The organism is Pseudomonas sp. yb_9 (assembly GCF_043103635.1).
Classification (GTDB): Bacteria; Pseudomonadota; Gammaproteobacteria; order Pseudomonadales; family Pseudomonadaceae; genus Aquipseudomonas; species Aquipseudomonas monteilii.
Window position 1 is genome coordinate 13,079 of sequence record NZ_JBICKA010000105.1, and the last position, 25,691, is coordinate 38,769.

Below are 25,691 nucleotides of genomic sequence, written 5' to 3' on the forward strand. Positions count from 1 at the left end.
ACTCACCGGCCTGCCAGTGGCTGGGTCAGCAGCTGCATGCGCTGGGCAATGGCCATGGCTGGCGCATCCGGACGGATCTTGCTCCAGCGTTTGCCCGCCACATCACCGGCAATCAACTGCGTCGAATGCTGCTCGGGGCTTGGCAGAAACTGGCCGATACGCCCGAGCACCAGGTCGACATTGGCCTTGTCCCCGGTCAGGAACAACCAGTTCGGCCCATCCACCCCCTGTTTCTCGGCAAACGCCTTGAGCGCCTGCGGGGTATCGTTAAGCGGGTCGCTGCTGATCGAGACGAAGGTCACCTGGCTGGCCAGCTGCGGCCCCATGGCCTCGCGCACTTCACGCAGTTTGCGGGTGATCAGCGGGCAGGCGTCGGTGCAGTGGGTGAAGATCACGTTGAGCATCACCACCTTGTCCTTGAGCACATCGCTGTAAAAACGCAGTTCGCGGCCGTTCTGGTCCTTCAGCACGGTGTCGGTGAACCAGGCCTGGGCATCGCGGGTGCCGCCGCCGCTGGTCATCGCCTGGGGCGCCGGCTGTGGCGCTGGCGCTTGCGGCGCATGGCCCTCGTGGGCGAACGCCACCGAGGCAAGGATATACAGGCAGCCACCCAGTACCAGCCAGTCGAACGCGCGCATGCCAGCGCGGCGGGAAGTGACAGTGCTCATGGTTGCACCTCGTGATGGTCGGCAATGGCCGTGCTCTTGGCATGCACACGGCGGGCGCTGAGGCGGTTGATTTCTTCGATCAGTACCGCCGGGTCGGTGAAACCGTAGTAACGCGTCCAGTGCCCGCTGCGCCCGTCACCGACCAGAATCAGCGGCGGGTGCTGACTGAGGTCGGCACTGAAGCTGCCCAGGCCCTTGAGGGTTTCGGTGATGGCGTACGGGGTTCCGGTCAGCCAGCTCCAGCCTGGCCCCTTCTGGAAGGCCTTGGCGTAGTCTTGCAGGCGCTTGGCGTCGTCACGCTGCGGGTCCACGCTGATCGACACCAGGTGGATTTCCTCGCCTACCCGGCCACCCAGCCGTTGCTGGACCTTGCCCATGATCGACGACACCACCGGGCACACCGTGGTGCAGCTGGTGTAGATGAAGCCCATCACGACCAGGTGATCACCTACCAGGTCTCTCTCCAGCCGCACCGGCATGCCGTCCTGGTTCAGCAGCGAAACGTCGGCAAAGCGCACGCTGGTCTTTTCCTGGCTCGCCGCCGGAGGCGGCTCGGCGTGGCCTTTGTGATCGTGTCCGGCGTGGGCCAGGGCCAGGTTGCTGGCCAGTGCCAGGCTCAGGGCCAACAGTGTGAAAGCAGGCTGGGTGTTCATCGCACATTCCTCACGTCAGTCTGGGAAGCGTTGGTCGCTGCAGCCGGCAGGACGCGCAGGCTGGTGTAGTTCTCTTCGGCAAACTTGCGCCCCAGCGAAGGCGACTGCACATGCAGGTACCAAGCGCCAGCCTCGGGCAGGGTCAGGGCCGCCTGGTACACGCCCTCGCCCACCTCCCGCAGTTGCAGGTTGCGGGGCATCGACGACGGCGCCAGGAAGTAGCGCAAGCTCAGGTCATTCAGGCCCAGCCGTGGCTGGCCGTCGTCGCCGACAATGCGAACGCGCGCGTTGATGGCGCTGTGCTGCGACAACGGCTGGTCCAGGCCAATGAACTCGGCATGCGCGCCCTTGCGCTTGCCGGTATTAGGGGCTTCGGCCACGTCGGTGCTGAAGCAGTGGATGATTTGCGGCTGGTTGAGCAGGAAGGCCACGTCGAACTTGCCGGCGGCAGGCAGCTTCACCGTCGAGCTGTATACCCCAGGCGCCACCTCGCGCAGGCTGCGGTCGACGACGAGGGCGGCGCGGGCCTGGTGGCCACGGTTGTTGTAACCGGACATCGGCGCGTTCATGCCTTCGGCATAGAAGTAGGTGGTGTTGTCCACCGGGTTGACCACGAACACCGAATTGTCGTCACGCGATACCGACAACCCCTGGGCCAGCGGCAGGTCACCGGCCTGGCGCGGCGCCGCCGGGCCTGCCTCGAAGCCCTGGACAATGGGCGAGCGCCCCTCACCGAGGCTGGACAGGTTGATCATGGTCACCTTCGGCGAAGCCAGCCCACGCACGTAGGCATAACCCTTGGTGAAGGTGAGCTGGTACGGTTCGGCCGCCACCGGGATGTGGTGGATCAGCTTGTCGGTACTGGCGTCGATCACCAGCGCCTGGTTTTCCAGGGTGTTGAGCACGATGCCGTAACGGCCATCACTGCTGAAGCGCATGGGCCCCAGGCCCTGCTCGGCCTTGACCGTATGGCGCAGCTGGTGGCTGCGGGCATCGAACACTCGCACGCTGCCTTCCTCGCCATCGACCACGTACACCGCCTGGGACAGCGCCGAATAGCTGACCGACAGCGGGTGCGGGCCCACCTTGATGGTTTTGGTCAGGCGCATTTCCGGGATGTCGATCACACTCAGGGTGCCGCTGTCACGGTTGCTGACGTAGGCAAAGCGCGAGTCGGCGCTGAACGCGATTTCGTGGTGCCCGGTGCCGGTGTTGAAGCTTTTCAGGGTCGTGCGCCCCGGCACGTCGATCACCGTGACCCCACCCTTGGCCGGGTCACGGCTGTTGTTGCCCACCCACAGCCGGTGCTGATCAGGTTGCAGGGCCACACGCAACGGCTGGTCGCCAGCGTCCAGGTCGGCCACGCGGGTGAAGGTTTCGGTATCGATCACCGCCACCTTGCCACGCTCGGGGATCGACACGAATACCTGCTTATCGTCGCTGGTGGCCGCCCAGTCCATGGGCCGCCCGGGCAGGTCGATGCGCGCCATGGTGCTGGTCACGCCGCCCACCGAGACGGTGGGGTCGATCACCGTCAGGCTGGCGTCGTTGTTCAGCATCAACAGGAAGTAGCTGTTCAGGTCGAGCAGCGGTCGGGCACCGATGCTGCTCTTGAGAAACAGCGCAACCCGCGCCTTGCAGCTCTGGTCACGGTCGCCCACCGGGGCCGACTGCGCCGGGTCGATCCACGCCCCCGGCGCCATACCCGATAGCGGCTGGCCACTGGTCTGGTCGCTGAGTTTGAAGCGGATGTTGGCGAAGCCGCCTTCTTTCAGCTCGCCCCCGGCCAGCGGCCGGGCCTCGAACTCCACGGCTACGCCATCCCGGATGAGCCGGTGCGGGGCCTGCGGTTCGGCCGTTTCCTGCAACAGCTCGCGGGGATCGCACCAGAGCTTTTCATACGCCACGCCCAGGCCGATCAGTGCCACGCCCAGTACTACCCCCAAGTAAGCAGGGCGAGTCTTCTTGTTCATGCTCGCGCTCCCCTTCCGTCACTGCGCCGGGGCCGTTGCCGGCGGCGCTTCGTTGGTCACCCGCAAAATTCCCCACAACCCCGAAAGGTTGCCGTAGGCGGCGTAGTCGCGGAACAGGTAGTCACCCGCCACCGCGTTGGCACCGCCGGCACTGGGCAGCATGAAGCTGAAGTGTGCCGCTGGCAGTACGCTTTCCTGGGCGCCGATGTACATGGCCATCGGGTTGTAGCCGAAGCGCACCGAGCCGATGCCGGGCAGGCTCATCGGGTAGCCATCCGCGTCGCTCTTCTCGGCCTGGTAGTTGTGCAACGGCCACAGGTGCCCATCGAGCTGGTAGGTAATACCGCGGCTGCCACCACTGGGCATCAGCACATGGCTGCGCACAGGCTGGCCGGGCTTGGCATACATCACCGGGGTTTGCGGGTCACCGCCAACCAGGGCGTTGCTGTAGGCCATGTGCGCGTTGGGCACATCGGCCAAGCCGAAGCCGTCGGCATGGCCGAACGGTGCATCCGGCGCCAGGCCAAAGCGCAGCCACAGCGGTTCGGTCTTGTAGTTCATGGCCATGTTGCCGTTGTCTTTCGGGTCGCCCGGCACGCCGTTGCCTTCGGTGGCGATGCCTTCGACCGGGCGGCCGTCAGCCCAGCGCATGTTCATCGAGCGCTGCCACACCGTGACCAGGTCGCGGTAGTCAGGCTGACCGGTAACCTTGACGGTTGCCTGGGCCCGGCTGGCGGTGTCCTCGGTCCAGGTTGCGGTTTGCGGCAGAATGCTCATGCCACCCACCAGGCCTTTCTGCGGCTGCTTGATGAAGTCCGACGGCGTCAGGTTCAGACCACCGAACTCGATTGCCGTGGTGTTGATGTTGTCCACCGTGCGGCCCAGTTGTAGCACCGGTTTGCCTTCGCGCTCCAGGTGGCCGGCGTAGTATTGGTACACCCGGCTTGGGTAGGCTCCGCTGTTGCCCGCCCGGGGTGGTACGGTCTGCACCGGGTTGGCACCCACGTTGGCACCGTCGGACTTGGTGATGTCGTAGGCCAGCAACTGGGCGTGCAGGCCCACATGGCTGGACGGCCGCATCAGGTTGTTGTTGAAGGCGGTGGACCCTTCGCTGTCGAAGCGGTCACGCTTGACAACGTTCTGCATCACGGCCGTGCTTGGCAGGTCTGGCATCACCAGGGGCAGGCGGTTTTCCAGGGTGATGCTGATGCAGTCGCCCGCGTTGGCGCGCAGCACCAGCGGCTCCACCGGTACGCCAGCCTTGAGCTTGCCGGTAGTGGTGTCCAGGTCGGCCTTGCGCACGTACAGCACGGCGGTCGGGTCATGCAGCGGGGCGCTGTGGCCGCCGACGGTGAAGGTGGTGCCGTCCTCTTCATCCACCACCGTGACCTGCGGGATGCTGGTTTTGCGGCTGTTGAACACCAGCGTGCCGCCATTGGCCTTCAATGGCCCGCCGACATGCTGGCCCGCACCGGCCGGGTCGTTAATGCTGACGCCGTTGCGGTTCTCAAGGATGTCGTTGGCCAGCGCCGCGACAATCTCGTAGCTGCGTTTGACCGTGGTGCGGGTACCGATGCCGTTGGGGTTGGCCGTGGTTTTCGGGCAGATGCCGTCAAAGTTCACGGTATTGCGCATGGCCACCGGCTGGGTGTTGTTCGGCAACGGGAACAGGTCGGCGCGTTGGGCGGTGTAGTTGCGCATCACCCCCCAGATACCGTTCCAGTAGCCTTCCAGCGCCGCGTCCATGGAGTACAGGTAATCACCATTGGTAGCGGCGGAGCTGGAAATCATCGACACCGGTGCCATGAAGCCCATCTGTTCGGAGATACCGATCATCTGCGAGGCCTTCCAGCCCGAGTTGGAGCTGTTACCGAAGCCCGAGCCATTCTGCAGCCACTTCACACCGTGCAGGGTGACGTTGTGCTCCTCTTCATGGCCACCGGCGTGCAGGCGCAGGCGCACGTTGTCGCCAGAGTAGGTGCGCAGCATGGGCGTGAACGGGTCGCCCGGTTCGCTGCCGGCCTTGTTGATGTGCGGTGGGAACAGCGTGGTCCCACCGGTTGGGCCAACGGCCGAGGTGATCGCCGACGGCGCCATGTTCATGGCCGGGATCGCACGGTCGGTACGGCTTTGCAAGGCATAGCTCAGGTCGCCGGCCAGGCCGTCCGCCTGCATGCCGCGTTTGCCGTCGGGGCCGACCTTGTTCGGGTCGAACACGCGCAGAGCCAGCGGCTCGTTGCGGTAGTTGACGACGAACATGCCCGGGTCATCCACCGAAATCGCCTGCGGGCAAGGCCGGCTTGGACAACCAGGGGCCAGGCCACCGCGCGATTCGACCACCGATTCCAGCAGGTTGGATGCCTTCTGCCGGACTGGCGGGTTGATGGCATAGCGGAAGCTGTCGGCCGTGGCCGGGTAGGACTGGCCATTGGGGATGCCGTCCGGGCCTGCGCCCACGTACACACCGGCTTCATAGGCGTGCTGGAAGTCGCTGTACTCCAGGAAGAACTCACGGTAGCTGTCGTTCTTGCCATCGCCATCGTGGTCGCCCGTCTTGATTACCGCTTGCCACGAAGTCGGCCCACCGTCCTGGCGTGTGGCCGGGTTGTACAGCTGTTCGCCGGTTTCGGCGTGGTACCAGGTAGAGCCGGCCGGCTCGGCCAGCACGGTGGCATACAGCCCCAGTTGCTGGTGGGTCGATGGGCCGAGGTGGTCGTGGGTAAAGATGGTGCCCAGGCCACGGTCGACGTTGTTCACGTTCACCAACGGGTCTGCGAACCAGCGCTGCATGGCTGTGCGCGCGCCCAGCCAGTCGGCCCGGCCGAAGCGGCCGAAGAACGGGTGCTGCTTGGCTTGCGGGCAGGCGGCGGTGCCGTCGCGGCTGTCGCCCTCGGTGCAGCCGTTGTAGGCCCGTATGGCGTGCACACGCTCCACCACGCTACCGGGCGAGAGAACGCCGTCTTCGTAGTTCCAGCCGTTGGCCGAGCCGTCGGCGGCGGTCAGGTCCCACTTGGGCAGGTGGATGTGCTGGCCGATCACGTCGGTAGGGGTGCGTACCTGGTAGTCGTCCATTTCATAGAACGACGGGATCAGGTTGGTGTGGGTGTACATGGTGCAGTCGAAGGTGTTCATGCGCATCACCAGCGGTTCTGGCGGGCGCTGCTTGGTGATGACTGGCCAGGCGTCTTCCCACAGCGCCAGGATGCGCGCCTGCGGGAAGTGATAGCCGACCTTGTTGTACACCGCGTCGAACTGGATGTTGGCGCCCTTGTAGATGCGCGGGCGGTCGGCGGTGAAGGTGGACGAACCCCGGAAGTTCATGCCGGTGAGGCTCTCGCCGCTGACAAACTCGCCTACCCCCGAGGTTTGCGTCAGACGCTTGCCGCGGTCGTCCATGCAAGGTTCGTAGAACGGGGCGCCGGCCGTGGGCAAGGCACCGTTGGTGCGGAACGCCTTGGCAACGGGTTGGCTGCCGGGCACCAGGGCAAAGCTTGGGTGCTCGGCCTTGGCGTGGAACTGCATGGCGGCCTGTTCGACATCGGTGCCTTCTTCCGGCAGGTAGATGGGCTTGGCCTTGTGCACCACCTTGGAGAAGTCCAGCTTGGTAGTGGTGGTGACTGCTTCACCGCCTGCAGACACGCCGTCCAGCGCGTGCCGGCCCAGGCCGCCATCCCAGCCATCGACCTGGTTGGGGTCCAGGTTTGCCCACAGGGCTTTGCCGCTGTCTTTCAGCTGCCGGGCCAGGGCCGGGTCGAGCATGTCCAGTGGCGGGGTTGGCGGGCGGTTGCCCACGCTGCTTTCCATGCCGCCGATCCAGAACGGGTAGCCTGGGTTTTTCAGCGTGCCATCGGCGTTGCGGTTGGCATCGGTGCGGTCGACCAGTGCCAGCGAACCGACTGCCTTGCGCGCTGGCGTTTCATTGGCGTGATCGTCGTCGCCTTCTTCTTCGTCGTCATCGTCATTGGCAGCGACCAGTTCTTCAGACAGTTTGGGCACCACCACCACTTTGCCCGGCATCGGCGCCATGGCCTTGCCGGGCAGCGGCACGATAGCCGGAATCGGCGTACCGGCGACGATCTCGCCATCAGGCAACGCCCGGGCGCCAACGGCCGGCTTGCCGCTGCGCAGGGCGAACGGCGTGCTGTGGAAGCCATTTTCGCCCTGCCCGCTCACCTCCAGCCGGGTGCCTTCCTCGAACACGTCATGTACCCGCCACATGGCCCACATGCCCTGGGCGAAGTGCGGGTAGAAGTGGCAGTGGTAAATCGCGTCGCCCGCCACCCGGTTGCGGTTACCCGAACCGCCGTTGGCGATTTCGTAGGTGTAACCAATGCCCGGGCCGATGCCTTGGGCGTCGATGTAGTCGGAGTTGTCGTCGTTGGGGTTGAACAGCCACTGGTGGCCATGCAGGTGGAAAATGTGCTGTTCGTGGCCATTGTGGGTGTTGCGGAACTTGGTGAAGTCGCCAATGTAGCTGTGGTGCACGTTGGCGGGTTCTGCCGGGTACAGGGCCATGTTGGCCTTGACGCCGACGGCGCTGGCAGGCGGCGTTTCGCCTGGGCGAATGTTTTCCAGGCCGACGTTGGCTGGCACGTCCACGAGGGTGCCGATATCGCCTACGGTGTGGGCACTGAGGAAGAACTCCTCGTACGCGCACGACAGGCAGTCGTGCATCGGCCCCACGCCCAGGCGGTTGGCGACCACTTCAGCGCCCATGCCGCCAGAACCGTAGTTGATCATGAACGAATCGCGGGTCGGCTCCAGCACATGGCCCATCACCGGGTCCGCCCAGTAGCCCGGGAAGGCTTGGGTGGCGGCGACCTCATCGGCAAACTGCGAGGCGAAGTCGCGGAACGCTTCCAGCCGGTTGGGCAGTGCCGGGTTGCGCTTGTTGACGCTCTCCAGCGGGTAGGTCGAACGCGGGAAGCTGCCATCGGGGTTCGGCCCCATGACGATGGCGTCGGTTTCGCTGTTGAGGATTTCATTGCCGTCGACCATGGCAATGATCGGCTTGCCGGCCTTGCCCTCAGTGAGCCACGGTTCGGCCTGCGGGTAGCGGGCCTGGTAATCGATCACCGGCTGGCCGGTGGCGGTGCGGCCGGTGGTGGCCAGGCGCATTTCTTCTTCGGTCAGGGTATTGCGGTAGGTTCGCCCACCTTTGGGTACAACCACCACCTGGCCAAACAGGCCGTTGGCAACGTTACCCGCCCCGCCCTGGCCGCCAAAGGTCGCGCCCTGGCTGGTGGCCGCAAAGGCCCCTTCACGCTCGGCGTACAGGGTGTAGCTGCGGGTGTTGCCGGGCGACACCAAGAAGTTGCCATTGCGGCCAGTGTTGGCGGCGATGTCGCCAATGCTGTTGACCGCCTGCATGCCGTTTACCTGGAAGCCGACATGCCGGTCATTGACCTGCTCGTCGGCAACGAAATGTTCACCACCTTCGTTTTCGACCTCGGTTTCCGGGCCTTCCTCCTCGCCTTCGACCTCGTTTTCTTCGGGGTCGATACCGTGCTTGTTGGGGTTGGCCTGGTACGCCAGCAGGTTGGTCAGGTTGACCGTGAGGCAGTCACCGGCGGCCACCCGCAGCACGATCGGCCGTGGGCGCTTGTCCGGGCGCAAGGTGACCTTGCCCGGGACAGCGGCCCCGCCCTTGCTGAGGGGGACCTGCTTGTCGTCCACCACATCTTCACGAAGGGCGAACATCATGCCGTTGGCGTTTTGTGCGCCAAGGCGGTTGAACATCAGGGGCTGGTCCAGCGCCACCACGTTGGCGACCAAGGTGCGCTGGCACTGCACGGCCGCCTCGCTGGTCGTTTCCCAGCCGAGCAGGGCCAGAACGAGTGATGACAGAAGGGGGCCTTTGCGTGGCGTAGACATGCTGCACCTCCGGGGCACGGGGACTCTGCGCAGGTGTGGAGCAAGGTGTGTGCCAGAAGAATATTTATATTCTTTTCAGTTAGTTACGGTAGCAACCGAAACAGATTGGGGAGGATCACCCGGCAGCAGTCCCCCGAATTGGGGGTATCTCGCTGAATTTCTTGAAGACGACGTGATCACTGTGGGAACGGGCATACCGTCACGCTGATCATGGTGTGGGTAAACCGTGAGTCGAACACGGCCAGGCTCATCAGCCCGTGCTGCATAATCGGCCGTACCTTGTTCCAGGCCTTGGTTGAGTGGAGGTCGAAGTCATCGATATTGCGATGCATCCGGTCCCGCGCCTCGGCAATGGAGGCATTGGCCTTGTGCTGCAACTGGCGCAAGTGGGCACTCTGCAGGGCGTAGTACTCGCCCAGCTTCATCTTCACTTCCAGCTCGATCAGGTGCACGCCGTTGTACAGATACTGCGTCGCGCTGTTCAGGTGCCGCACGGCGTTCTGAATACCGGGCGACATGCAGGGCGCAAGGCGTTGGCTGGCGGCGTTAAGGGCCCGCTGGATTTCGGCACGCGCGTTCTTGTCGATGTAACCCTGAAACTCGATTTCCTGCTGGTCATACTCCGCCTGGAACGCTGCCCGTTTCGCTTCGTCGTAGCGTTCCTCAAGCCGCTCGTCACGCTCCAACTGTGCCCGCTCCACCAACCGCTGGCGCTCCACCGTCAGGTCGGTGAACACCGGTGGTCCGTCGCCGGTCACGGGCTCCAGCGATAGCACCTTCTGCGCCGCCCACTCCCGGTGCATAGCACGAATGACATGCAGGATCTGCGAGGTTTTCAGCTGGTAGGCCCGCATGGGGTCTTCGCGCCAGACCTAACGCCTCACCACCCAGTTCAAGCGCTGGTGGTTGAACTCCTGAATCAGGCCAACGGTGTCGTCAAGCACCACCGCCAGCACACCGTTCTCCAGCGTGGGCCGGTTCATCGCGTTGACCAGGTATCCCTTCAAGGCAAACCGGCGCAGCCAGCGGGTACGGAAGCCATGCGCACTGTCGAACGGCGAGCACCCATACTGCGCGTATTCGAGAACATCCTTGTCGACCTGCAAGTTGTCGGGCGTCATGGCGATGCCCAGCAACTCGGGGTTGTGACGCGCCTGAGTCAGGTCTACCCCTTCGAAGCGATGGGCAGGCGCCTGGCCCTGCTTGGAGGCATTCAACACACTCACCGGCCAAGGGTCGCTGGAGAAGGCCAGCCAGGCGCTGCCATAGCGGTCGGTGTCGATGTTGAGGAAGGACGAGGGAATGTCGTGGTTTTCATTCACGCATTTTCGGGCAGCGATGCGGGGAGGCTCTCTGACGGCTCGTAGGGGTTGAAGCGGCGCAGATGGCCCTGCTCGCTCACTTCGTAGGCATGCCAGACCTGCTGGTCGAGCAGCACGTACAGGTGCGCCTCGAAATAGCGAGCAAGCAACAGAGGGGTATCGGTTGGGCCGGGCATGAAGGGGGCCTTGTCTTCCAGCGTGCTGAAGACGGGAACACTATCGGGGAATCAGTTCTTCAAAGAGTCTGGGACTTCCTAAACAGCTGTAGAATCTGTCTCTTCGAAAAATTACCAGACATTTCCTGGGCAACATCTTGATAAATGCTGGCCTCATGCAGTGGTCGTCAGCAAGTTACATCCCCATTGAGAGCAACTGTATTGCACAAAACCGGAAAGCTGGCGCGATCGCAGTGGGAGGGTCGTACCCGCTTCCACAGCGATCGCGCCAGCTTCCCTTCAGCCGACCAGACCGCGTACGCAGAAATACAGAATCGAAGGCCCCATCAAGCACCCCAACCCGGTATGGAAGGTAGCCGTCAACGCCCCATACGGCACCAACCGCCGGTCCGTCGCCGCCAGCCCCGCCGTCACCCCCGACACGGTCCCCGCCAAGCCACCAAACACCATCGCCGAACGCGGGTTATCCAGCGCCAACAGGCTCGCCGACACCGGTGTGAACACCATCACCAGGATCGCCTTGATCAGCCCGGTAGCAATCGAAAGCGCCATCACATCCGAGCTCGCCCCCAGCGCCGCCCCGGTCACGGGCCCGACGATATAGGTCACCGCGCCCGCGCCGATGGTGGTCATACTCACCGCATCGCGGTAGCCGAAGGCATAGGCCACCGCCGCGCCGACAATGAACGGCAGCACCGTGCCCAGCAACAACGCCACCGCGCCAATCATTCCCGCCTTGCGCGCCTCGGTGGCCTGCACTTCGAAGGCCGTGGCAACGATGGCGAAGTCGCGCAGCATGGCTCCGCCCATCAGGCCGATACCGGAGAACAGCGCCATGTCGGCCAGGCCCTTCTGCCCCCCGGTGACGGTGCCGCCTACCCAGGCCAGCACCAGGCCAATGACGATGGCGATGGCCGAGCCGTGCACCCGGCCGAAGGTGAGGTACTTCGACAGCACGACCGACAGCCACATGATGGCGCCCACCACGGCAAAAGCGGTGATCAGGCCGTTGTGTTCCAAGGCATTTTCAATGATCGGCCACATGTTCAACGACCTCCTGCAGGGGCAACCTGCGCGTTGGTTTCGGGGCTGGCATCAAGCGCGGGCAATGGCTCACCCCGGTGGCTGCGGCTGATCAGAGCGATGGTCAAACCGCACACCAGTACCGCGCCTACGGCGGCCAGCAGCGCCACCGGCCCGCCGTGCAGGGCGGTGACCACGTTCTGCTGGGCCGCCATGGCCACCACGACCGGGATGTACATCGCGCCCCAGAAGCCCACCCCGAATTCACATTCCTTGCTCATGCCGCCGTTGCGGTGCATGTACAGCCGTGCGCAGATCAGCAGGATCATGGCGATGCCAACCCCGCCCACATTGGATTTGACGCCCAGCAGCACGCCCAGGAAATCGCCGACGATAACGCCGGCCAGCGTGCAGACCGCCAGCAGTGCCACACCATAGATAATCATTGTTGTTGTCCTCAGGTAGTGTCGAAGTTGCTTGTTGTTGTTCTTCGTAAACACACATTGATGCGGCTATCTCGATCACTGTGGGAGCGGGCTTGCCCGCGAAGCAGACGATGCGGTGGATGGCACGGGCTTCGCCCGTGCTCGCGGGCAAGCCCGCTCCCACAAGGACCGCGCAAGCTTCCAGATCTTGAACAAGACCGTTTTCAGATTGACCGTGCCAGCAGACTGCCTCTTCATCGGTTCTTGGCCACCTCCTGGCGCAGCAGCGCATCCAGGGTGTCCCAACGGGTACCTTCCACCGCCACCACCCTGCCCTGCTCAAACACGGGCCGGGCCAGCCCGCTGAGCACGCTGCCGGGTGGCATCTCAAGGTGCAGGCGCACGCCGCGTTCATAGGCATTGCGCAACGTAGCACGCCAGTCGACCACCCGCGCCATGTTGCCGGCCAGGTCGTCACGCAGGCGCTGAGGGTCGAACACCGGGCGTGCACTGCTGCCACTGAGGTACGTAATGCATGGTCGTTGCAGCTCGACCGTGGCAAAAGCATCGGCCAGCGCCGCAGCCGGGCCATCCAGCAACGGGCAATGCGACGGCACACTGACTGCCAGACACCTCGCCACGCCCTGGCCCTGCCGGCGAGCCCTGGCGGCCACCTCAGCCATCGCTGTATCGCTACCGGCAATCACAATCTGGTTTTCACTGTTGAGGTTGGCGACGTATACCTCACCACCCACTTCGATCAGCAGGCGCTCGACGGTGGCCAGGTCCAGGCCGCTTAGCGCGGTCATGCCGTAACCTTTCGGATAGGCACCTTGCATCAGTTCGCCACGCAAGGCGACCAGGCGCACGGCATCGGCAAAGCTCAAGGCACCCGCCACGACCGCTGCAGGGTAAGCACCAATCGACAAGCCCGCCACATAATCCGGTGCCGGGCTGCGTTGCATCAACCAGCGCGCCCAGGCCACGCCACTCAGCAGCAGGCACAGCTGCACGGCGCGGGTGTTATGCAGGGCTTGCTGGCTGTCCATCTCCAGCACCTGCTGGCCGAGGACATCACTGGCCTCTTCCAGCAGTTGCCCGCAACCTTCAGGCAGGCGTTGCAGCATGCTCACCTGCTGGGCACCCTGGCCGGGGAAGGCGAACAGGCTGCTCATGCGGCACGCTCCATCACGGCCCAAGGGTCGCTGACCAGGCGCGGGCCATGGGGCGACTTGAGCAGCACGCGGGGCGTAAAGCTGGCCCACTCGCGCAGGGCGACCGCACCCGCCGGGGTTTCCAGTTGTACATCGATACGGCACGGCGCGCAGTCGAGAATATCCAGCAGCTCCCGCGCCTGGGCGCGGGCCAGCGGTCGTGGCGTGCGCAGCAGCAGGTCCAGGTCACTGTCGGCGTGTACCACTTCACTGCCGGTCGCAAGCTGGTACCCCACCCCACCCGTCGGCCCCCAGGGCAAGCCACGGGCCTGCAGTACCGGGGTGACCGAAGCCAGTGCCTGCACTGCAGGCCATGGGCTTTGCTCATGCACGCGCAATGCTTCAGGGCCTTGCTGACGCTGGATATCGGTCAGGCGCATCAAGGCACCCAACCGCTGCGCCCGGCCGGGACCGCGAAGCCCAACCGCCACCCAGCCCGCTTCACAGGTGGCACGGCGCACCACCACCGGCTGACCGCTTGCCAACACCTCCAGCGCCCACTGCGGCGCGTCCGTGGGTAAGCCCGACACAGGCATCCCCCACAGCAGGTCGTGCGGCCTTGGCGCATTCATCTCAAGCGCCCTGCCACTGGCGGCGCAGCTGTTCGCGCACCTGGCGCGAAGCACTGCGGTTTTCCCCCGCTAGCCGCGACGACAGGTCAGTCGAGCTACCAATATCGCGTACCGCTTCGGCCAGGCAGGCACGCACCTGCACAATGTCGGCGCTGCTCGGCGCCTCGGCGTTGTCCACGGTCAGGCGGCGCCACAGCAGGCCCAGCGAGGCGTAACTATCCAGGTCGTAGGCCATGGGCGGCACTTCGGCGGCCAGGGTCTCCAGTTGCTCGACGCTGCGCAGGGTAATCCGCGCCGCCGCCGCCTTGCCCATTGCATGTACCATCACGCCTTCATCGTCCAGAGCTATCAGGCGCTGGGCCTGATAGCCATGAGCCAGGAAGGCACCGGACATGGCCTTGCCAACCAGCAAACCGATTATCGGGTGCCCGGCCAGCCGCGCCTGGGCATAGGCCTGCACGGCACCGGCCAAGGCCTGGTGGATACCCAAGGCCTCCTCACGGCGGCCATAGGCCTGGCTGGGTACATCGATCACCGCGACAATAGCCCGCTTCTGCCCGTTGCGGTCAGCCGCCACCACCTCGCTCACGGCCTTGGCCAGGCCCCAGCCTTCCAGCAGGCCGACCTCGCCCGAGCGGGCGCGGGGGAATGGGTTTTCAGCATCAGGCACCACGGCGATGAAGCGGGCCAGGCGGTTGTCCAGTTCGCCATCGATCACCCTCAACGACGCTGGGTAACCGGGCAACGCTTGCCCGCCGGCCAGGCCCGGCAACCAGTTCATGGCACGGTTCATTGGGCTTCTCCTTGATAAAGGGCGCGTACGGCAGCGGCATCCAGTTGCGGGCAGTCATCGCCCAGCCGGGCCAGCCTGCCCAGGAACCAGGCATGCTGGCTGGCGCGATCTGTGGAAGGTGCGTCCAGCAGTTGCAGCAAGCGTTCGCGCAGCGCATCGGTGTCGTCGGCCACATAGCCGTCCACCAATCCGCTTGCATGGCGCTGTTCGCCACCGGTCAGGCTCCAGATGAAGGGGCGGTCCTTGGCGTCGTACTCGCCGATGCCGGCTTCCTGCTCGATCACCTGCGGGCCGTTGAGGCCCAGGCGGGCTTCGCGGGTAACCAGCAGGTGGCTGCACAGGCCAGCGGCGATGGACATACCACCAAAGCAGCCGACCGAACCTGCGATCAAGCCGATCACAGGTTGCCAGGCCCGCAGTTCGACAATAGCGGCCTGAATCTCGGCAATGGCTGCCAGGCCCAGGTTGGCCTCTTGCAGGCGCACCCCGCCCGTTTCCAGCAGCAACACGGCGCACGTGGGGATGCCGTTGCGGTTATCTTCGATGGCCAGCTCCAATGCGCCGGCGATTTTGGCACCGCCCACCTCGCCCATGCTGCCGCCCTGGAAGCCGCCTTCGATGGCGGCTACCACCGTTTGGCGCTCGTTCAGCCGGCCCTTGGCGATCACCACCCCATCATCGGCCTGGGGCACGATGCCCTGGCGCGGCAACCAGGGTGACATCAGCCGATCGAACGGCCCCAGCAATTCACGGAAGCTGCCCGGGTCGAGCACGGCACGCGCCCGTTGGCGGGCGCCCAGTTCGACAAAGCTGCGGCTTTGCAGCAGGCGTTCAGTGTCAGTCATGGGCAATCTCCTCGAAGCCTTGCTCAAGGCGCAGGCGCACCACGCCAGGGGTGGCGCCGAAGTCATGGATATCGATGTTCACGGCCGGCCAGGCGCGGCCCTCGAACAGGTGCTGGAACAGATGCGCCCAGCGGGCAGCACTGCCGTTGACCGAGGTGACCACCTGGATGTTCAGGCTCCCGGCAGTGCCAGGCTCGATCAGTACTTCCAGGTCGCCAGAGCTGACGCAGCCCACCCGCGTGCGACCGCGCCCCGGTTCGGCGGCGGGAAATTGAAAATTCAGGGTTTCCATGTCACAGGCTCCCGGCTTTGTCGAAGAACAGGCAGGCGGCCAGCAAGTCGGCGGCGCCGCCCGGTGAGGCGTTCAGGTGCAGCAGGTGCTGGTCCAGCTGGCGCAGTTGCCGGCGCCCGGCCAGGGTAGCGCTGCCGCCTTCGGCCAGTACGGCCAGCGCGCCCTGCTGCACGGTGGCCAGGCCGGCTGGGCCGCTGCGCCAGAGCACGCAGGTGTCGCTAAGCACGGCCATGATCGCCAGCAGCGCGTCAAGCCGGGCATGTTGCTCGCTGGCACCGGCGGCGCGGCTGCGTTGCAGTTGTGGCAGGCCGTGGCCGATGACGGCGGGGAAGCCTTGTTGCGCCTGCTCACGGGCGCCGCCGGCGCCGTAGCGGCGGCGGACCTGCTGGCCATGGCTGTCTTGCGGGACCAAGACCGGGTCGTCCAGCAAGGCGAGGCGCCCGGCGCGGGCGGCCAGGGTGCTGGCGTCGGCCTGGGTATCAAGGGCTGTGGCCGCTACCAGCAGGCCCAGTGCCCAGATGGCGCCGCGGTGGGTGTTTACCCCGCCAGTGGTGGCGAGCATGGCAGCCTCGCCTTCGCGGCCGAGCTGGCCGAGCGAGGCGCGCAGGGGTTGGCTGATTTCGCCGAAGGTTTGGGCAGCTTCGGCCATTTGCCGCAGGCAGGGCCACAGTGACAGCGCCGAGGCGTGCATCAGGGCCAGCGACATGTCGGGGTGGGTGCCGTTGCTGCGGCGGTCGACCAGGCCGGGTTTGGGGGACAGGTCGGCTTCGTCGATCAGGGCTTCTACGGCCAGGTCGGCCAGGTGATCTGCCATTGGGATTTCGGTTGCCTGAGCGGGCCTCTTCGCGGGCAAGCCCGCTTCCACAGAGACAGCGATAGTTTCGAGAATCAGGTTGTGTGCGTTCATCACCAGCTCCTGAACCGTGCAGGCGGGTTGTAGAGGCCGCCGGACCACTCGACCAGGTCGGCGATGCTGCGCGCGGCCAGCAGTTCGCGGCTGGCGTCGGTGCGGCGGATGCCGAGGTCTTCGGGCAAGGCGATCAGGCCCTGTTGGCGCATGCGCAAGGTGTCTTTCAGGTCATGCCGCAGGCCGATGGCGGTGACCCCGGCCACGGCGGCAATCATCCGCTGGCGTTCTTCCAGGCTGCGGGCCTTGTACAGGTAGGCAATGCCCTCCTCGGTCAGCAAGTGGGTGACGTCGTCGCCATAGATCATTACCGGTGCCAACGGCATACCGGCTTTCTTGGCCACTTCCACGGCATCGAGGGTTTCCACGAAGGTGGGCTTGCCGCCTTCCTGATAGGTCTCGACCATTTGCACCACCAGCTTGCGGCCGCGTTCGAGCATGGTGTCCGGCACCGTCATGTCGAGCCAGGCCGGGGTGGCGTGGCGTCGGCCGCGCGGGTCGTGGCCCATGTTCGGTGCACCGCCAAAACCGGCCAGGCGGCCGCGGGTGACGGTGGAGGAATGGCCATCGCCATCCACCTGCAACGTGGCGCCGATGAACAGGTCGACCGCGTACTGCCCCGCCAGCTGGCACATCATGCGGTTGGAACGCATCGAGCCATCCCGCCCGGTGAAGAACACGTCCGGGCGCTGGGCGATGTAGCCCTCCATGCCCAGCTCGGTGCCGAAGCAATGCACGCTTTGCACCCAGCCGGTCTCGATAGCCGGAATCAAGGTTGGGTGCGGGTTGAGCGTCCAGTTGCGGCAGATCCTGCCCTTCAGCCCCAGGGACTCGCCATAGGTGGGCAGGATCAGTTCGATGGCGGCGGTGTTGAAGCCAATGCCATGGTTCAGCGACTGCACCTGGTGTTTTTCATAAATGCCACGAATGGCCATCATCGCCATCAGCACATGCACCGGCTTGATATGGCGCGGGTCGCGGGTGAACAGCGGCTCTATGTAGAAGGGCTGGTCGGCGACCACCACGAAATCGACCCAGGAGGCCGGGATGTCCACCCGTGGCAGGTCGTCCACCCGGTCCACCAGTTGGTTGACCTGGGCAATGACGATGCCGTCGCTGAAGGCGGCCGGCTCTACCAGTGCCGGCGTGTCTTCGGTGCTGGCGCCGGTGTACAGGTTACCGTCGCGGTCGGCCATGAAGCCGGCCACCAGGGTAACATTGGGAATCAGGTCGACCAGCAGCCGCGAGTAAAGCTCGATGTAGGTGTGGATGGCGCCGACTTCGAGCAGGCCATCTTCCAGCAGTTGGCCGATGCGCAGGCTCTGCGGGCCGGCAAAGGAAAAGTCGAGCTTGCGGGCGATACCGCGTTCGAACAGGTCCAGGTGCTCGGCACGGCTAACGCTCGGCATGATCATGTGCAGGTCGTGCAGGCGCCCGGGGTCGACCTTGGCCAGCGAGCGTGAGAGGAAGTCCGCCTGCTTCTGGTTGTTGCCTTCCAGCACCACCCGGTCGCCGGGGGCCAGCAACAGTTCCAGGGCTTCGACCATACGTTCGGTGGGCAGCACCACGCCGTCGGCGAGGTGGCGTACCCGATCAAGGCGGCGCTGCTTTTCGGCACGCCGCCGCGACCATTGCGGCGGTGGATTCTGCGTTATTGTCATGGTGACTCCACGGGTTCGCTGTCGTGGGGTCAACTTAGGGCTGTGCTGCCTGACGGATCAATCAAGCTACCGGTGGGTTCTTTACGCTCAGATTAATGATTTGCCGGGCTGCGCGACTGGCCAACGGCAAAAATGCACGATACCCCTGCATAATTGTCGATTGTGCAAGGCAAATTCGCATGACAGGATCCTGCGATCCTCCAGCGAACTCCAGACTTCACTTGGAAAATCAATAACAAAGCAGGGAGAACGCAATGACTGCGCACGCTCAAGCCTCGGTAACCGAGCATGTACTGGCCGAGGTCCGCAACCAGATCGGCCACCTGACCCTGAACCGACCCGCTGGCCTCAATGCCCTGACCCTGGATATGGTCCGTAGCCTGCGCCAGCATCTGGACCAGTGGGCAGAAGACCCGCGCGTGCGCGCGGTGGTACTGCGCGGCGAAGGCCCAAAGGGATTCTGTGCCGGGGGCGACATCCGCTCGCTGCACGACAGCTTCAAAGCTGGCGACATGCTGCATGAAACCTTTTTCGTCGAAGAATACGCCCTCGACCTGGTCATCCACCGCTACCGCAAGCCGGTGCTGGTGCTGATGGACGGCTTTACCCTGGGTGGCGGCATGGGCCTGGCCCAGGGCTGTGACCTGCGCGTGGTTACCGAGCGAAGCCGCCTCGGCATGCCCGAAGTCGGCATCGGTTATTTCCCGGATGTAGGTGGCAGCTACTTCCTGTCGCGCATCCCTGGCGAGCTGGGCATCTACCTGGGCGTCAGCGGCGCACAAATCCAGGCGGCCGACGCGTTGTACTGCGGCCTGGCCGACTGGTACCTGGCCAGCGACCAACTCGCCGCCCTTGACCAAGGCCTCGACCAGTTGAGCTTTGGCGACAACCCGCTCAAAGACCTGCAGAACCTGCTGGCCAGGCTCGGCACGCAGGTGCTGGACGATGCGCCACTGGAAAAACTGCGCCCGGCCATCGACCACTTCTTCGCCCTGCCTACCGTGCAGGCCATTGTCGAGCAGCTGCGTGCCGTCAGCATCGGCGACAGCCATGCCTGGGCCGTCGCCACTGCCGACCAGCTGGAAAGCCGCTCGCCGCTGGCCATGGCGGTTACGCTGGAGATGTTGCGCCGTGGCCGCTACCTGGGCCTGGACGACTGCTTCGCCATGGAACTGCACCTGGACCGCCAGTGGTTCCGGCACGGCGACATCATCGAAGGCGTGCGCGCGCTGATCATCGACAAAGACAAGCAGCCCCGCTGGAACCCGCCGACCCTGGCCGCGCTGCAGCAACAGCGGGTCGACCAATTCTTCGAAGGCCTGTGAGCCCGGGAGTACACAGATGCAAGACCTGGAACTGAGCGAAGAACAAATCATGATCCGCGACATGGCCCGGGACTTTGCCCGTGGCGAAATCGCCCCGCATGCCCAGGCCTGGGAAAAGGCTGGCTGGATCGATGATGGCGTGGTACGCAAAATGGGCGAACTGGGCCTGCTGGGCATGGTGGTGCCAGAGGACTTCGGCGGCAGTTACACCGACTACGTGGCCTACGCCCTGGCCGTGGAAGAAATTGCCGCGGGCTGCGGCGCCACCGGGGCGATGATGAGCATTCACAACTCGGTAGGCTGCGGCCCGTTGCTGGCTTACGGTACTGCCGACCAGCAACAGCAATGGCTGCCGCGCCTGGCCAGTGGTGAAGTGATCGGCTGCTTCTGCCTGACCGAACCGCAAGCAGGTTCCGAGGCGCACAACCTGCGCACCCGCGCCGAGCGGGTCGATGGCGAGTGGGTCATCAATGGCGCCAAACAGTTCGTCAGCAATGCCCGCCGCGCCGGCCTGGCCATCGTCTTCGCGGTTACCGACCCAGAGCTGGGCAAGAAAGGTTTGTCGGCGTTCCTGGTGCCCACCGACAACCCGGGGTTCAAGGTTGACCGCAGCGAGCACAAGATGGGCATCCGAGCCTCGGATACCTGCGCAGTTACCTTCGACAACTGCCGCATTCCTGCCGCCAATATCCTCGGCGAGCGTGGCAAGGGCCTGGCCATCGCCCTGTCCAACCTGGAGGGTGGCCGTATCGGTATCGCCGCCCAGGCCTTGGGCATCGCCCGGGCCGCGTTCGAGGCGGCACTGGTGTACTCACGTGACCGCGTGCAGTTCGGCAAGCCGATCAACGAGCACCAGAGCATCGCCAACCTGCTGGCCGACATGCAGGTGCAAGTGAATGCCGCACGGTTGCTGATCCTGCATGCCGCCCGCCTGCGCAGCGCCGGCAAGCCGTGCCTGTCGGAGGCGTCACAGGCCAAGCTGTTCGCTTCGGAAATGGCCGAGCGGGTCTGCTCGATGGCGATCCAGGTGCATGGCGGGTATGGCTACCTGGAGGACTACCCGGTGGAGCGGTACTACCGGGATGCGCGGATTACGCAGATTTATGAAGGGTCGAGCGAGATTCAGCGCATGCTGATTGCGCGGGAGTTGAAGCACTATCCCCTGTAATTGAACTGCAACAGGCCCTTTGTGGGAGCGGGCGTGCCCGCGAATCAGGCGATGCGGTGGATGGCACCGCCTTCGCCGGTGTTCGCGGGCACGCCCGCTCCCACAGGATTGGCGAGTGGCTTGAGAAAGCGTCAGTCGCCTAGCGCCAATACCGCGCATCATCAACCACCTGCGCATGCCCCTCGAACAGCGCCGGCAGTTGCTCCTTGAGGTAGTCGATCCAGGTCCGCACCTTGGCATCCAGGTAATGCCGTGACGGGTACATCGCGTACAGCGCACTTTCGCGCAGGCGGTACGGCGCCAGCAGCCGGCACAAGCGCCCCTGCTCGATGGCCTGGCTGGCAGTATAGAACGGCAACAGGCCGATCCCCATGCCCAGCTCACTGGCCACCAGCATGGCATCGGCCACGTTGGTGGAAAAATTGTCACGCGGTGCGATCACGCACTGATCCACACCCTGGGGGAATACCCAGTCGCCTTCATACATGGGATAAGCCATGCGCAGGCAACGATGCGCATGCAGGTCCTCGGGGCGTTCAGGCACGCCATGCCGCTCCAGATAGCTGGGTGCTGCGCAGGGGATACTGAAAATATTGCCAAGCGGCACAGCAATCAGCTGTGAGTCCGGCAGCGCACCGTCCACGGTAATCACCACATCGTGCCCTTCGGCCAACGGGTCGGGGTTGCGTTGAGACAGGGTCAGTTCGATGACCACTTCCGGGCACAACGCGTTGTAGCCCGCCACCAGCGGCATCAACAGCAGGCCCAGCCCGTGCGGGCAATGTAAACGCAGGTGGCCACGAGGCGTGAGGTGCGCGCCACGCGCCTCACCCACCGCTTCTTCGGTCAGCAGCATGATCTGCCGCGCCCGCTCCAGAAACCGCTCACCGGCCTCGCTCATGCGCAGGCGCCGGGTGGTGCGGTGCAGCAGACGGGTCTGCAGCTGGTTTTCCAGCTCGGCGACAATGCGCGAAACCTGCGCTGCAGAGATGTCCAGGGCATTGGCGGCTGCAGCGAAGCTGCCGCATTCCACCACACGGGCGAAGGTACGCATGGCATGCAGCATGTCCATGACAGTGTGCTCCTTGTTCAGTCTTATTCTTGCGTTACAGGCAGGAATCTATCACGGCTTAGCCCATTTATTGTGGATCACCAATGAATACATCATTAGCCATACATTGAACACAAGGAGCCTGCCATGAAACGTTCGATCGCTGTAATTGCCTTTGCCGCTGCCCTCAGCACGTTCGGTGCCTTCGCCGATACCGCCAAAAGCCAGCCTGTGAGCAGCAATTACGAGTACGGCATGCCGCTGGATGTGGCCAAAGTGATCTCCATTACCCCGGCCAGCAATGCCGCCGACTGCCAGGTTGGCACGGCGCACATGGTGTACGTCGACCATCAAGGCCAGAAACGCGAAGTGGACTACCGCGAAATGGGCAACTGCTCGCAGCAGTGAGTCAGGCCAGCACCTGGGTGATCCAGCCCACCTGCCGGTTGAAGTCGTCGATCTTTACCTGAGGCACCGCATCGCGAGCACGTTCGAAGTTGGCCAGGGTTTGCTGCTTCTGTTTCAGCATGCGCCGCCACTTCACCCGAAACGCCTCGCTTTTCTCCTGCAACAGCACCGGGCCGAAGTACAGCTGTTCAGCGGTGTACGCAGCCTCGCCGGGTTCGGCAACGATGATTTCGTAGTCGAAGCGGTTTTCCCGCAGCAGTTCTTCGTTGACGATGCGGTAACCGTTACCCGCCAGCCACTCGCGCAGCTCGCGCTCAGCACCATTGGGCTGCAACACCAGGCGCATGACGCCAGCAAGGCGCTGCTTGCCGGCCTGCAGAATGTCGCACATGGTGTCGCCCCCCATGCCGCAGATGCTGATCACCGAAATACGGTCGTCTGCCTCCACTGCGGCCAGGCCATCGGCCAGGCGCACGGTGATGCAGCCTTCCAGGCCGTTCCTGCGGACATTACGCTGGGCCGAGGCGAACGGTGTCTGCGCCACCTCCCCCGCTACCCCGGCCTCGATCACACCCCGCAGCATCAAGGCCACCGGCAGGTAGCCGTGGTCCGAGCCAATGTCGGCCAGGCGCGCGCCCTGTGGTACATGGGCGGCCACGCGCTCCAGGCGCCTGGACAAAGTCTGTTCGTTCACCGTAAACCCCCGGTTTTGCAATGGGGCGCGATTCTGACGGTGAACGCCGCGCATTTCAAACACCTGGGCACCCTCGACCCGCTCGCCCCGCTCGCGTAGGCTTGCCGCTTTCCTTCCGTTGCAAGGCAAGACACACCATGGCAAACGCAGACATCATCTACACCCCGGACCCGGACGCCGAGTCGATTTCGTCCGACGTCGCCGAATACAACGGCGTGCTGGTCACCACCCAGATCCCGACCCACGCCGATGGCAGCCTGGAACTGGGCGGCATCGTCGAACAAAGCGAATGCACCCTGCAGGCGCTGAAAGTGGCGCTGGAGAAAGCTGGCAGCGGCATGGACCGCGTGCTGCACCTGACCATCTACCTGACCGACATGGCCGACCGTGCCGCGTTCAACGAAGTGTATCAGCGCTTCTTCAGCAAGCCCTGGCCGGTGCGGGCCGCCGTGGGTGTGGCCTCCCTGGCGTTCGAAGGTATGCGCGTTGAAGTGACCGCAATGGCCGCCAAACGCTGACCTGCTCTTTGTGGGAGCCGCCTGCGCTCCCACCTTGCACCTCCCGGCACCCCGATGATGCCGCCAGCCCGTTTCGCCGCTACAATGCCCGCCTAAACCGTGACAGCCCGAAAATATAACGACATGTCCCTTCCAAAGAATCACCTGGAACTGCTCAGCCCTGCCCGTGACGTGGCCATCGCCCGTGAAGCGATCCTGCACGGCGCTGATGCCATCTATATCGGCGGCCCGAGCTTTGGCGCGCGCCATAACGCCTGCAACGAAGTCAGCGATATCGCCGAATTGGTCGAGTTCGCCCGTCGCTACCACGCACGCGTGTTCACCACCATCAACACCATCCTCCACGACAACGAGCTGGAGCCGGCGCGCAAGCTGATCCACCAGCTGTACGACGCCGGTGTCGACGCACTGATCGTGCAGGACCTGGGGGTGATGGAGCTGGACATCCCGCCGATCGAGCTGCACGCCAGTACGCAGACCGACATCCGTACCCTGGAGCGGGCCAAGTTCCTCGACCAGGCCGGTTTCTCGCAACTGGTACTGGCCCGTGAGCTGAACCTGCAGCAAATCCGCGCCATTGCCGCCGAAACCGACGCCGCCATCGAATTCTTCATCCACGGCGCGCTGTGTGTGGCCTTCTCCGGCCAGTGCAACATTTCCCACGCGCAAACCGGCCGCAGTGCCAACCGTGGCGATTGCTCGCAGGCCTGCCGCCTGCCGTACACCCTGAAAGATGACCAGGGCCGCGTGGTGGCGTTCGAGAAGCACCTGCTGTCGATGAAGGACAACAACCAGACCGCCAACCTGGCCGACCTGGTCGATGCCGGCGTGCGCTCGTTCAAGATCGAGGGCCGCTACAAGGACATGGGTTATGTGAAGAACATCACGGCCCACTACCGCAAAGAGCTCGACGCCATCCTCGAAGGCCGCCCGGCCTATGCCCGTGCCTCCAGCGGCCGCACCGAGCACTTCTTTCTGCCCGACCCGGACAAGACCTTCCACCGTGGCAGTACCGACTACTTCGTCACCGACCGCAAAGTCGATATCGGCGCCTTCGACTCGCCAACCTTCACCGGCCTGCCGGTGGGCGTGGTGGAAAAGGTGGGTAAGCGCGATATGCAAGTGGTTACCGACGTACCGCTGACCAACGGCGACGGCCTCAACGTGCTGGTCAAGCGCGAAGTGGTGGGCTTCCGTGCCAATATCGCCGAGCCGCGCGGCGAGTTCGTGGAAGACGGCCACACGCGCTACCGCTACCGTGTCGAGCCCAACGAAATGCCCGAGGGCCTCTACAAGCTGCGGCCCAACCACCCGCTATCGCGCAACCTCGACCACAACTGGCAGCAGGCCCTGCAACGCACCTCGTCCGAGCGCCGGGTCGGCGTGGAGTGGCACGCGGTACTGCGCGAGCAGCGCCTGATGCTGACCCTGAGCAGCGAAGAAGGCGTGAGCGTGCAGGTGGCTTTGGATGGCCCGTTCGGCGCGGCCAACAAACCGCAGCAGGCGCTGGACCAGTTGCATGACCTGCTCGGCCAGCTGGGCACCACGATGTACCACGCCGACAGCATCCAGCTGGACGCCCCGCAGGCGTACTTCATCCCCAACTCGCAGCTCAAGGCCCTGCGCCGCGAAGCCATCGAAGCACTGACCGAAGCACGCATCAAGGCGCACCCGCGTGGCGGGCGCAAGGCCGAGACCACGCCGCCACCGGTGTACCCCGAGTCGCACCTGTCGTTCCTGGCCAACGTGTACAACCAGAAAGCCCGCGACTTCTACCACCGCCACGGCGTGCAACTGATCGACGCGGCCTACGAGGCCCACGAAGAGCACGGCGAAGTGCCGGTGATGATCACCAAGCATTGCCTGCGCTTCTCCTTCAACCTGTGCCCCAAGCAGGCCAAGGGCGTGACCGGCGTGCGCACCAAGGTGGCGCCGATGCAACTGATTCAGGGTGACGAAGTGCTGACCCTGAAGTTCGACTGCAAACCGTGCGAAATGCATGTGATCGGCAAGATGAAGAGCCACATCATCGACCTGCCTACCCCAGGCAGCGCGGTGGCCCAGGTAGTGGGGCACATCAGCCCGGAAGACCTGCTGAAAACCATCCCGCGCGGGCCGCATTGATCTTC

20 protein-coding genes and 1 pseudogene are annotated in these 25,691 nt (G+C 64.5%); 5 read left to right on the forward strand and 16 right to left on the reverse strand.

The features are described 5' to 3' along the window. Window positions 1–2 precede the first annotated feature (2 nt). The 14 genes and pseudogenes from ACF8MI_RS25575 to mdcA all read right to left on the reverse strand — a co-directional run bounded on the left by ACF8MI_RS25575 (window position 3) and on the right by mdcA (window position 18,398). The gene (locus ACF8MI_RS25575; RefSeq protein WP_060496928.1) at window positions 3–668 is read right to left on the reverse strand and encodes an SCO family protein; all 666 of its coding nucleotides are present in this window, start codon (window positions 666–668) and stop codon (window positions 3–5) included. After that, entirely contained in the window at window positions 665–1,321 is a 657-nt protein-coding gene (locus tag ACF8MI_RS25580) for an SCO family protein (RefSeq protein ID WP_060496929.1), read from the reverse strand. Before ACF8MI_RS25580 ends, ACF8MI_RS25575 begins: the two co-directional genes overlap by 4 nt. Next, on the reverse strand, window positions 1,318–3,294 hold the full coding sequence (locus ACF8MI_RS25585; protein WP_200929394.1) for a cytochrome D1 domain-containing protein: 1,977 nt from the start codon (window positions 3,292–3,294) through the stop codon (window positions 1,318–1,320). Before ACF8MI_RS25585 ends, ACF8MI_RS25580 begins: the two co-directional genes overlap by 4 nt. Window positions 3,295–3,312: 18 nt before the next feature. Continuing rightward, complete coding sequence (gene mnxG / locus ACF8MI_RS25590) at window positions 3,313–9,168, reverse strand: manganese-oxidizing multicopper oxidase MnxG (protein WP_156866899.1); 5,856 nt, start codon at window positions 9,166–9,168, stop codon at window positions 3,313–3,315. Window positions 9,169–9,362: 194 nt separating this feature from the next. Further along, a pseudogene (locus tag ACF8MI_RS25595) lies at window positions 9,363–10,615 on the reverse strand (T6SS effector BTH_I2691 family protein); the annotation flags it as partial. Between the two features lie 330 nt (window positions 10,616–10,945). Further along, entirely contained in the window at window positions 10,946–11,710 is a 765-nt protein-coding gene (gene madM, locus ACF8MI_RS25600; RefSeq protein ID WP_156868257.1) for a malonate transporter subunit MadM, read from the reverse strand. Between the two features lie 2 nt (window positions 11,711–11,712). After that, entirely contained in the window at window positions 11,713–12,135 is a 423-nt protein-coding gene (gene madL, locus ACF8MI_RS25605) for a malonate transporter subunit MadL (protein WP_060496936.1), read from the reverse strand. Window positions 12,136–12,368: 233 nt separating this feature from the next. Then, complete coding sequence (gene mdcH, locus ACF8MI_RS25610; protein ID WP_060496937.1) at window positions 12,369–13,289, reverse strand: malonate decarboxylase subunit epsilon; 921 nt, start codon at window positions 13,287–13,289, stop codon at window positions 12,369–12,371. After that, window positions 13,286–13,900 carry a malonate decarboxylase holo-ACP synthase gene (locus ACF8MI_RS25615; protein WP_104834638.1) on the reverse strand — a complete coding sequence of 205 codons (615 nt, stop codon included), beginning with the start codon at window positions 13,898–13,900 and terminating at the stop codon, window positions 13,286–13,288. Before ACF8MI_RS25615 ends, mdcH begins: the two co-directional genes overlap by 4 nt. A 1-nt stretch (window position 13,901) precedes the next feature. After that, window positions 13,902–14,693 (reverse strand): biotin-independent malonate decarboxylase subunit gamma, encoded by a 792-nt coding sequence (gene mdcE / locus ACF8MI_RS25620; protein WP_104834637.1) that lies wholly within the window; start codon window positions 14,691–14,693, stop codon window positions 13,902–13,904. After that, window positions 14,690–15,538 carry a biotin-independent malonate decarboxylase subunit beta gene (locus tag ACF8MI_RS25625; protein ID WP_060496940.1) on the reverse strand — a complete coding sequence of 283 codons (849 nt, stop codon included), beginning with the start codon at window positions 15,536–15,538 and terminating at the stop codon, window positions 14,690–14,692. The genes mdcE and ACF8MI_RS25625 overlap by 4 nt, the downstream gene beginning before the upstream one ends. Then, a complete protein-coding gene (locus ACF8MI_RS25630; protein ID WP_060496941.1) occupies window positions 15,531–15,830 on the reverse strand; it encodes a malonate decarboxylase subunit delta in 300 nt (99 codons plus the stop codon). Before ACF8MI_RS25630 ends, ACF8MI_RS25625 begins: the two co-directional genes overlap by 8 nt. 1 nt (window position 15,831) lies before the next feature. After that, window positions 15,832–16,737 carry a triphosphoribosyl-dephospho-CoA synthase gene (locus tag ACF8MI_RS25635; RefSeq protein WP_060496942.1) on the reverse strand — a complete coding sequence of 302 codons (906 nt, stop codon included), beginning with the start codon at window positions 16,735–16,737 and terminating at the stop codon, window positions 15,832–15,834. Next, window positions 16,737–18,398: a malonate decarboxylase subunit alpha gene (gene mdcA, locus ACF8MI_RS25640; protein ID WP_104834636.1), complete on the reverse strand. Its 1,662-nt coding sequence runs from the start codon at window positions 18,396–18,398 to the stop codon at window positions 16,737–16,739. The genes ACF8MI_RS25635 and mdcA overlap by 1 nt, the downstream gene beginning before the upstream one ends. Window positions 18,399–18,652: 254 nt before the next feature. On the opposite strand from mdcA, the gene ACF8MI_RS25645 reads away from it, so the two are divergent. Beyond that, window positions 18,653–19,723, forward strand: a complete 1,071-nt coding sequence (locus ACF8MI_RS25645) for an enoyl-CoA hydratase/isomerase family protein (RefSeq protein ID WP_060496944.1) — start codon at window positions 18,653–18,655, stop codon at window positions 19,721–19,723. A gap of 16 nt (window positions 19,724–19,739) precedes the next feature. Further along, complete coding sequence (locus ACF8MI_RS25650) at window positions 19,740–20,891, forward strand: acyl-CoA dehydrogenase family protein (RefSeq protein WP_060496945.1); 1,152 nt, start codon at window positions 19,740–19,742, stop codon at window positions 20,889–20,891. A gap of 139 nt (window positions 20,892–21,030) precedes the next feature. Here ACF8MI_RS25650 and ACF8MI_RS25655 read toward each other — a convergent pair whose 3' ends face one another. Further along, a complete protein-coding gene (locus ACF8MI_RS25655) occupies window positions 21,031–21,963 on the reverse strand; it encodes a LysR family transcriptional regulator (RefSeq protein WP_060496946.1) in 933 nt (310 codons plus the stop codon). Between the two features lie 126 nt (window positions 21,964–22,089). Between ACF8MI_RS25655 and ACF8MI_RS25660 the strand changes: the two genes are divergently transcribed. Next, complete coding sequence (locus ACF8MI_RS25660; RefSeq protein ID WP_060496947.1) at window positions 22,090–22,350, forward strand: DUF2790 domain-containing protein; 261 nt, start codon at window positions 22,090–22,092, stop codon at window positions 22,348–22,350. Between the two features lies 1 nt (window position 22,351). On the opposite strand, the gene ACF8MI_RS25665 is transcribed toward ACF8MI_RS25660, so the two are convergent. After that, a complete protein-coding gene (locus tag ACF8MI_RS25665) occupies window positions 22,352–23,044 on the reverse strand; it encodes a tRNA (adenine(22)-N(1))-methyltransferase TrmK (RefSeq protein ID WP_060497131.1) in 693 nt (230 codons plus the stop codon). A 137-nt stretch (window positions 23,045–23,181) separates the two neighbouring features. Between ACF8MI_RS25665 and ACF8MI_RS25670 the strand changes: the two genes are divergently transcribed. Both ACF8MI_RS25670 and ACF8MI_RS25675 read left to right on the forward strand, forming a co-directional pair. Beyond that, the gene (locus ACF8MI_RS25670; RefSeq protein WP_003247927.1) at window positions 23,182–23,562 is read left to right on the forward strand and encodes a RidA family protein; all 381 of its coding nucleotides are present in this window, start codon (window positions 23,182–23,184) and stop codon (window positions 23,560–23,562) included. A gap of 123 nt (window positions 23,563–23,685) precedes the next feature. Next, the gene (locus ACF8MI_RS25675) at window positions 23,686–25,686 is read left to right on the forward strand and encodes a U32 family peptidase (protein ID WP_060496948.1); all 2,001 of its coding nucleotides are present in this window, start codon (window positions 23,686–23,688) and stop codon (window positions 25,684–25,686) included. Window positions 25,687–25,691 lie beyond the last annotated feature (5 nt).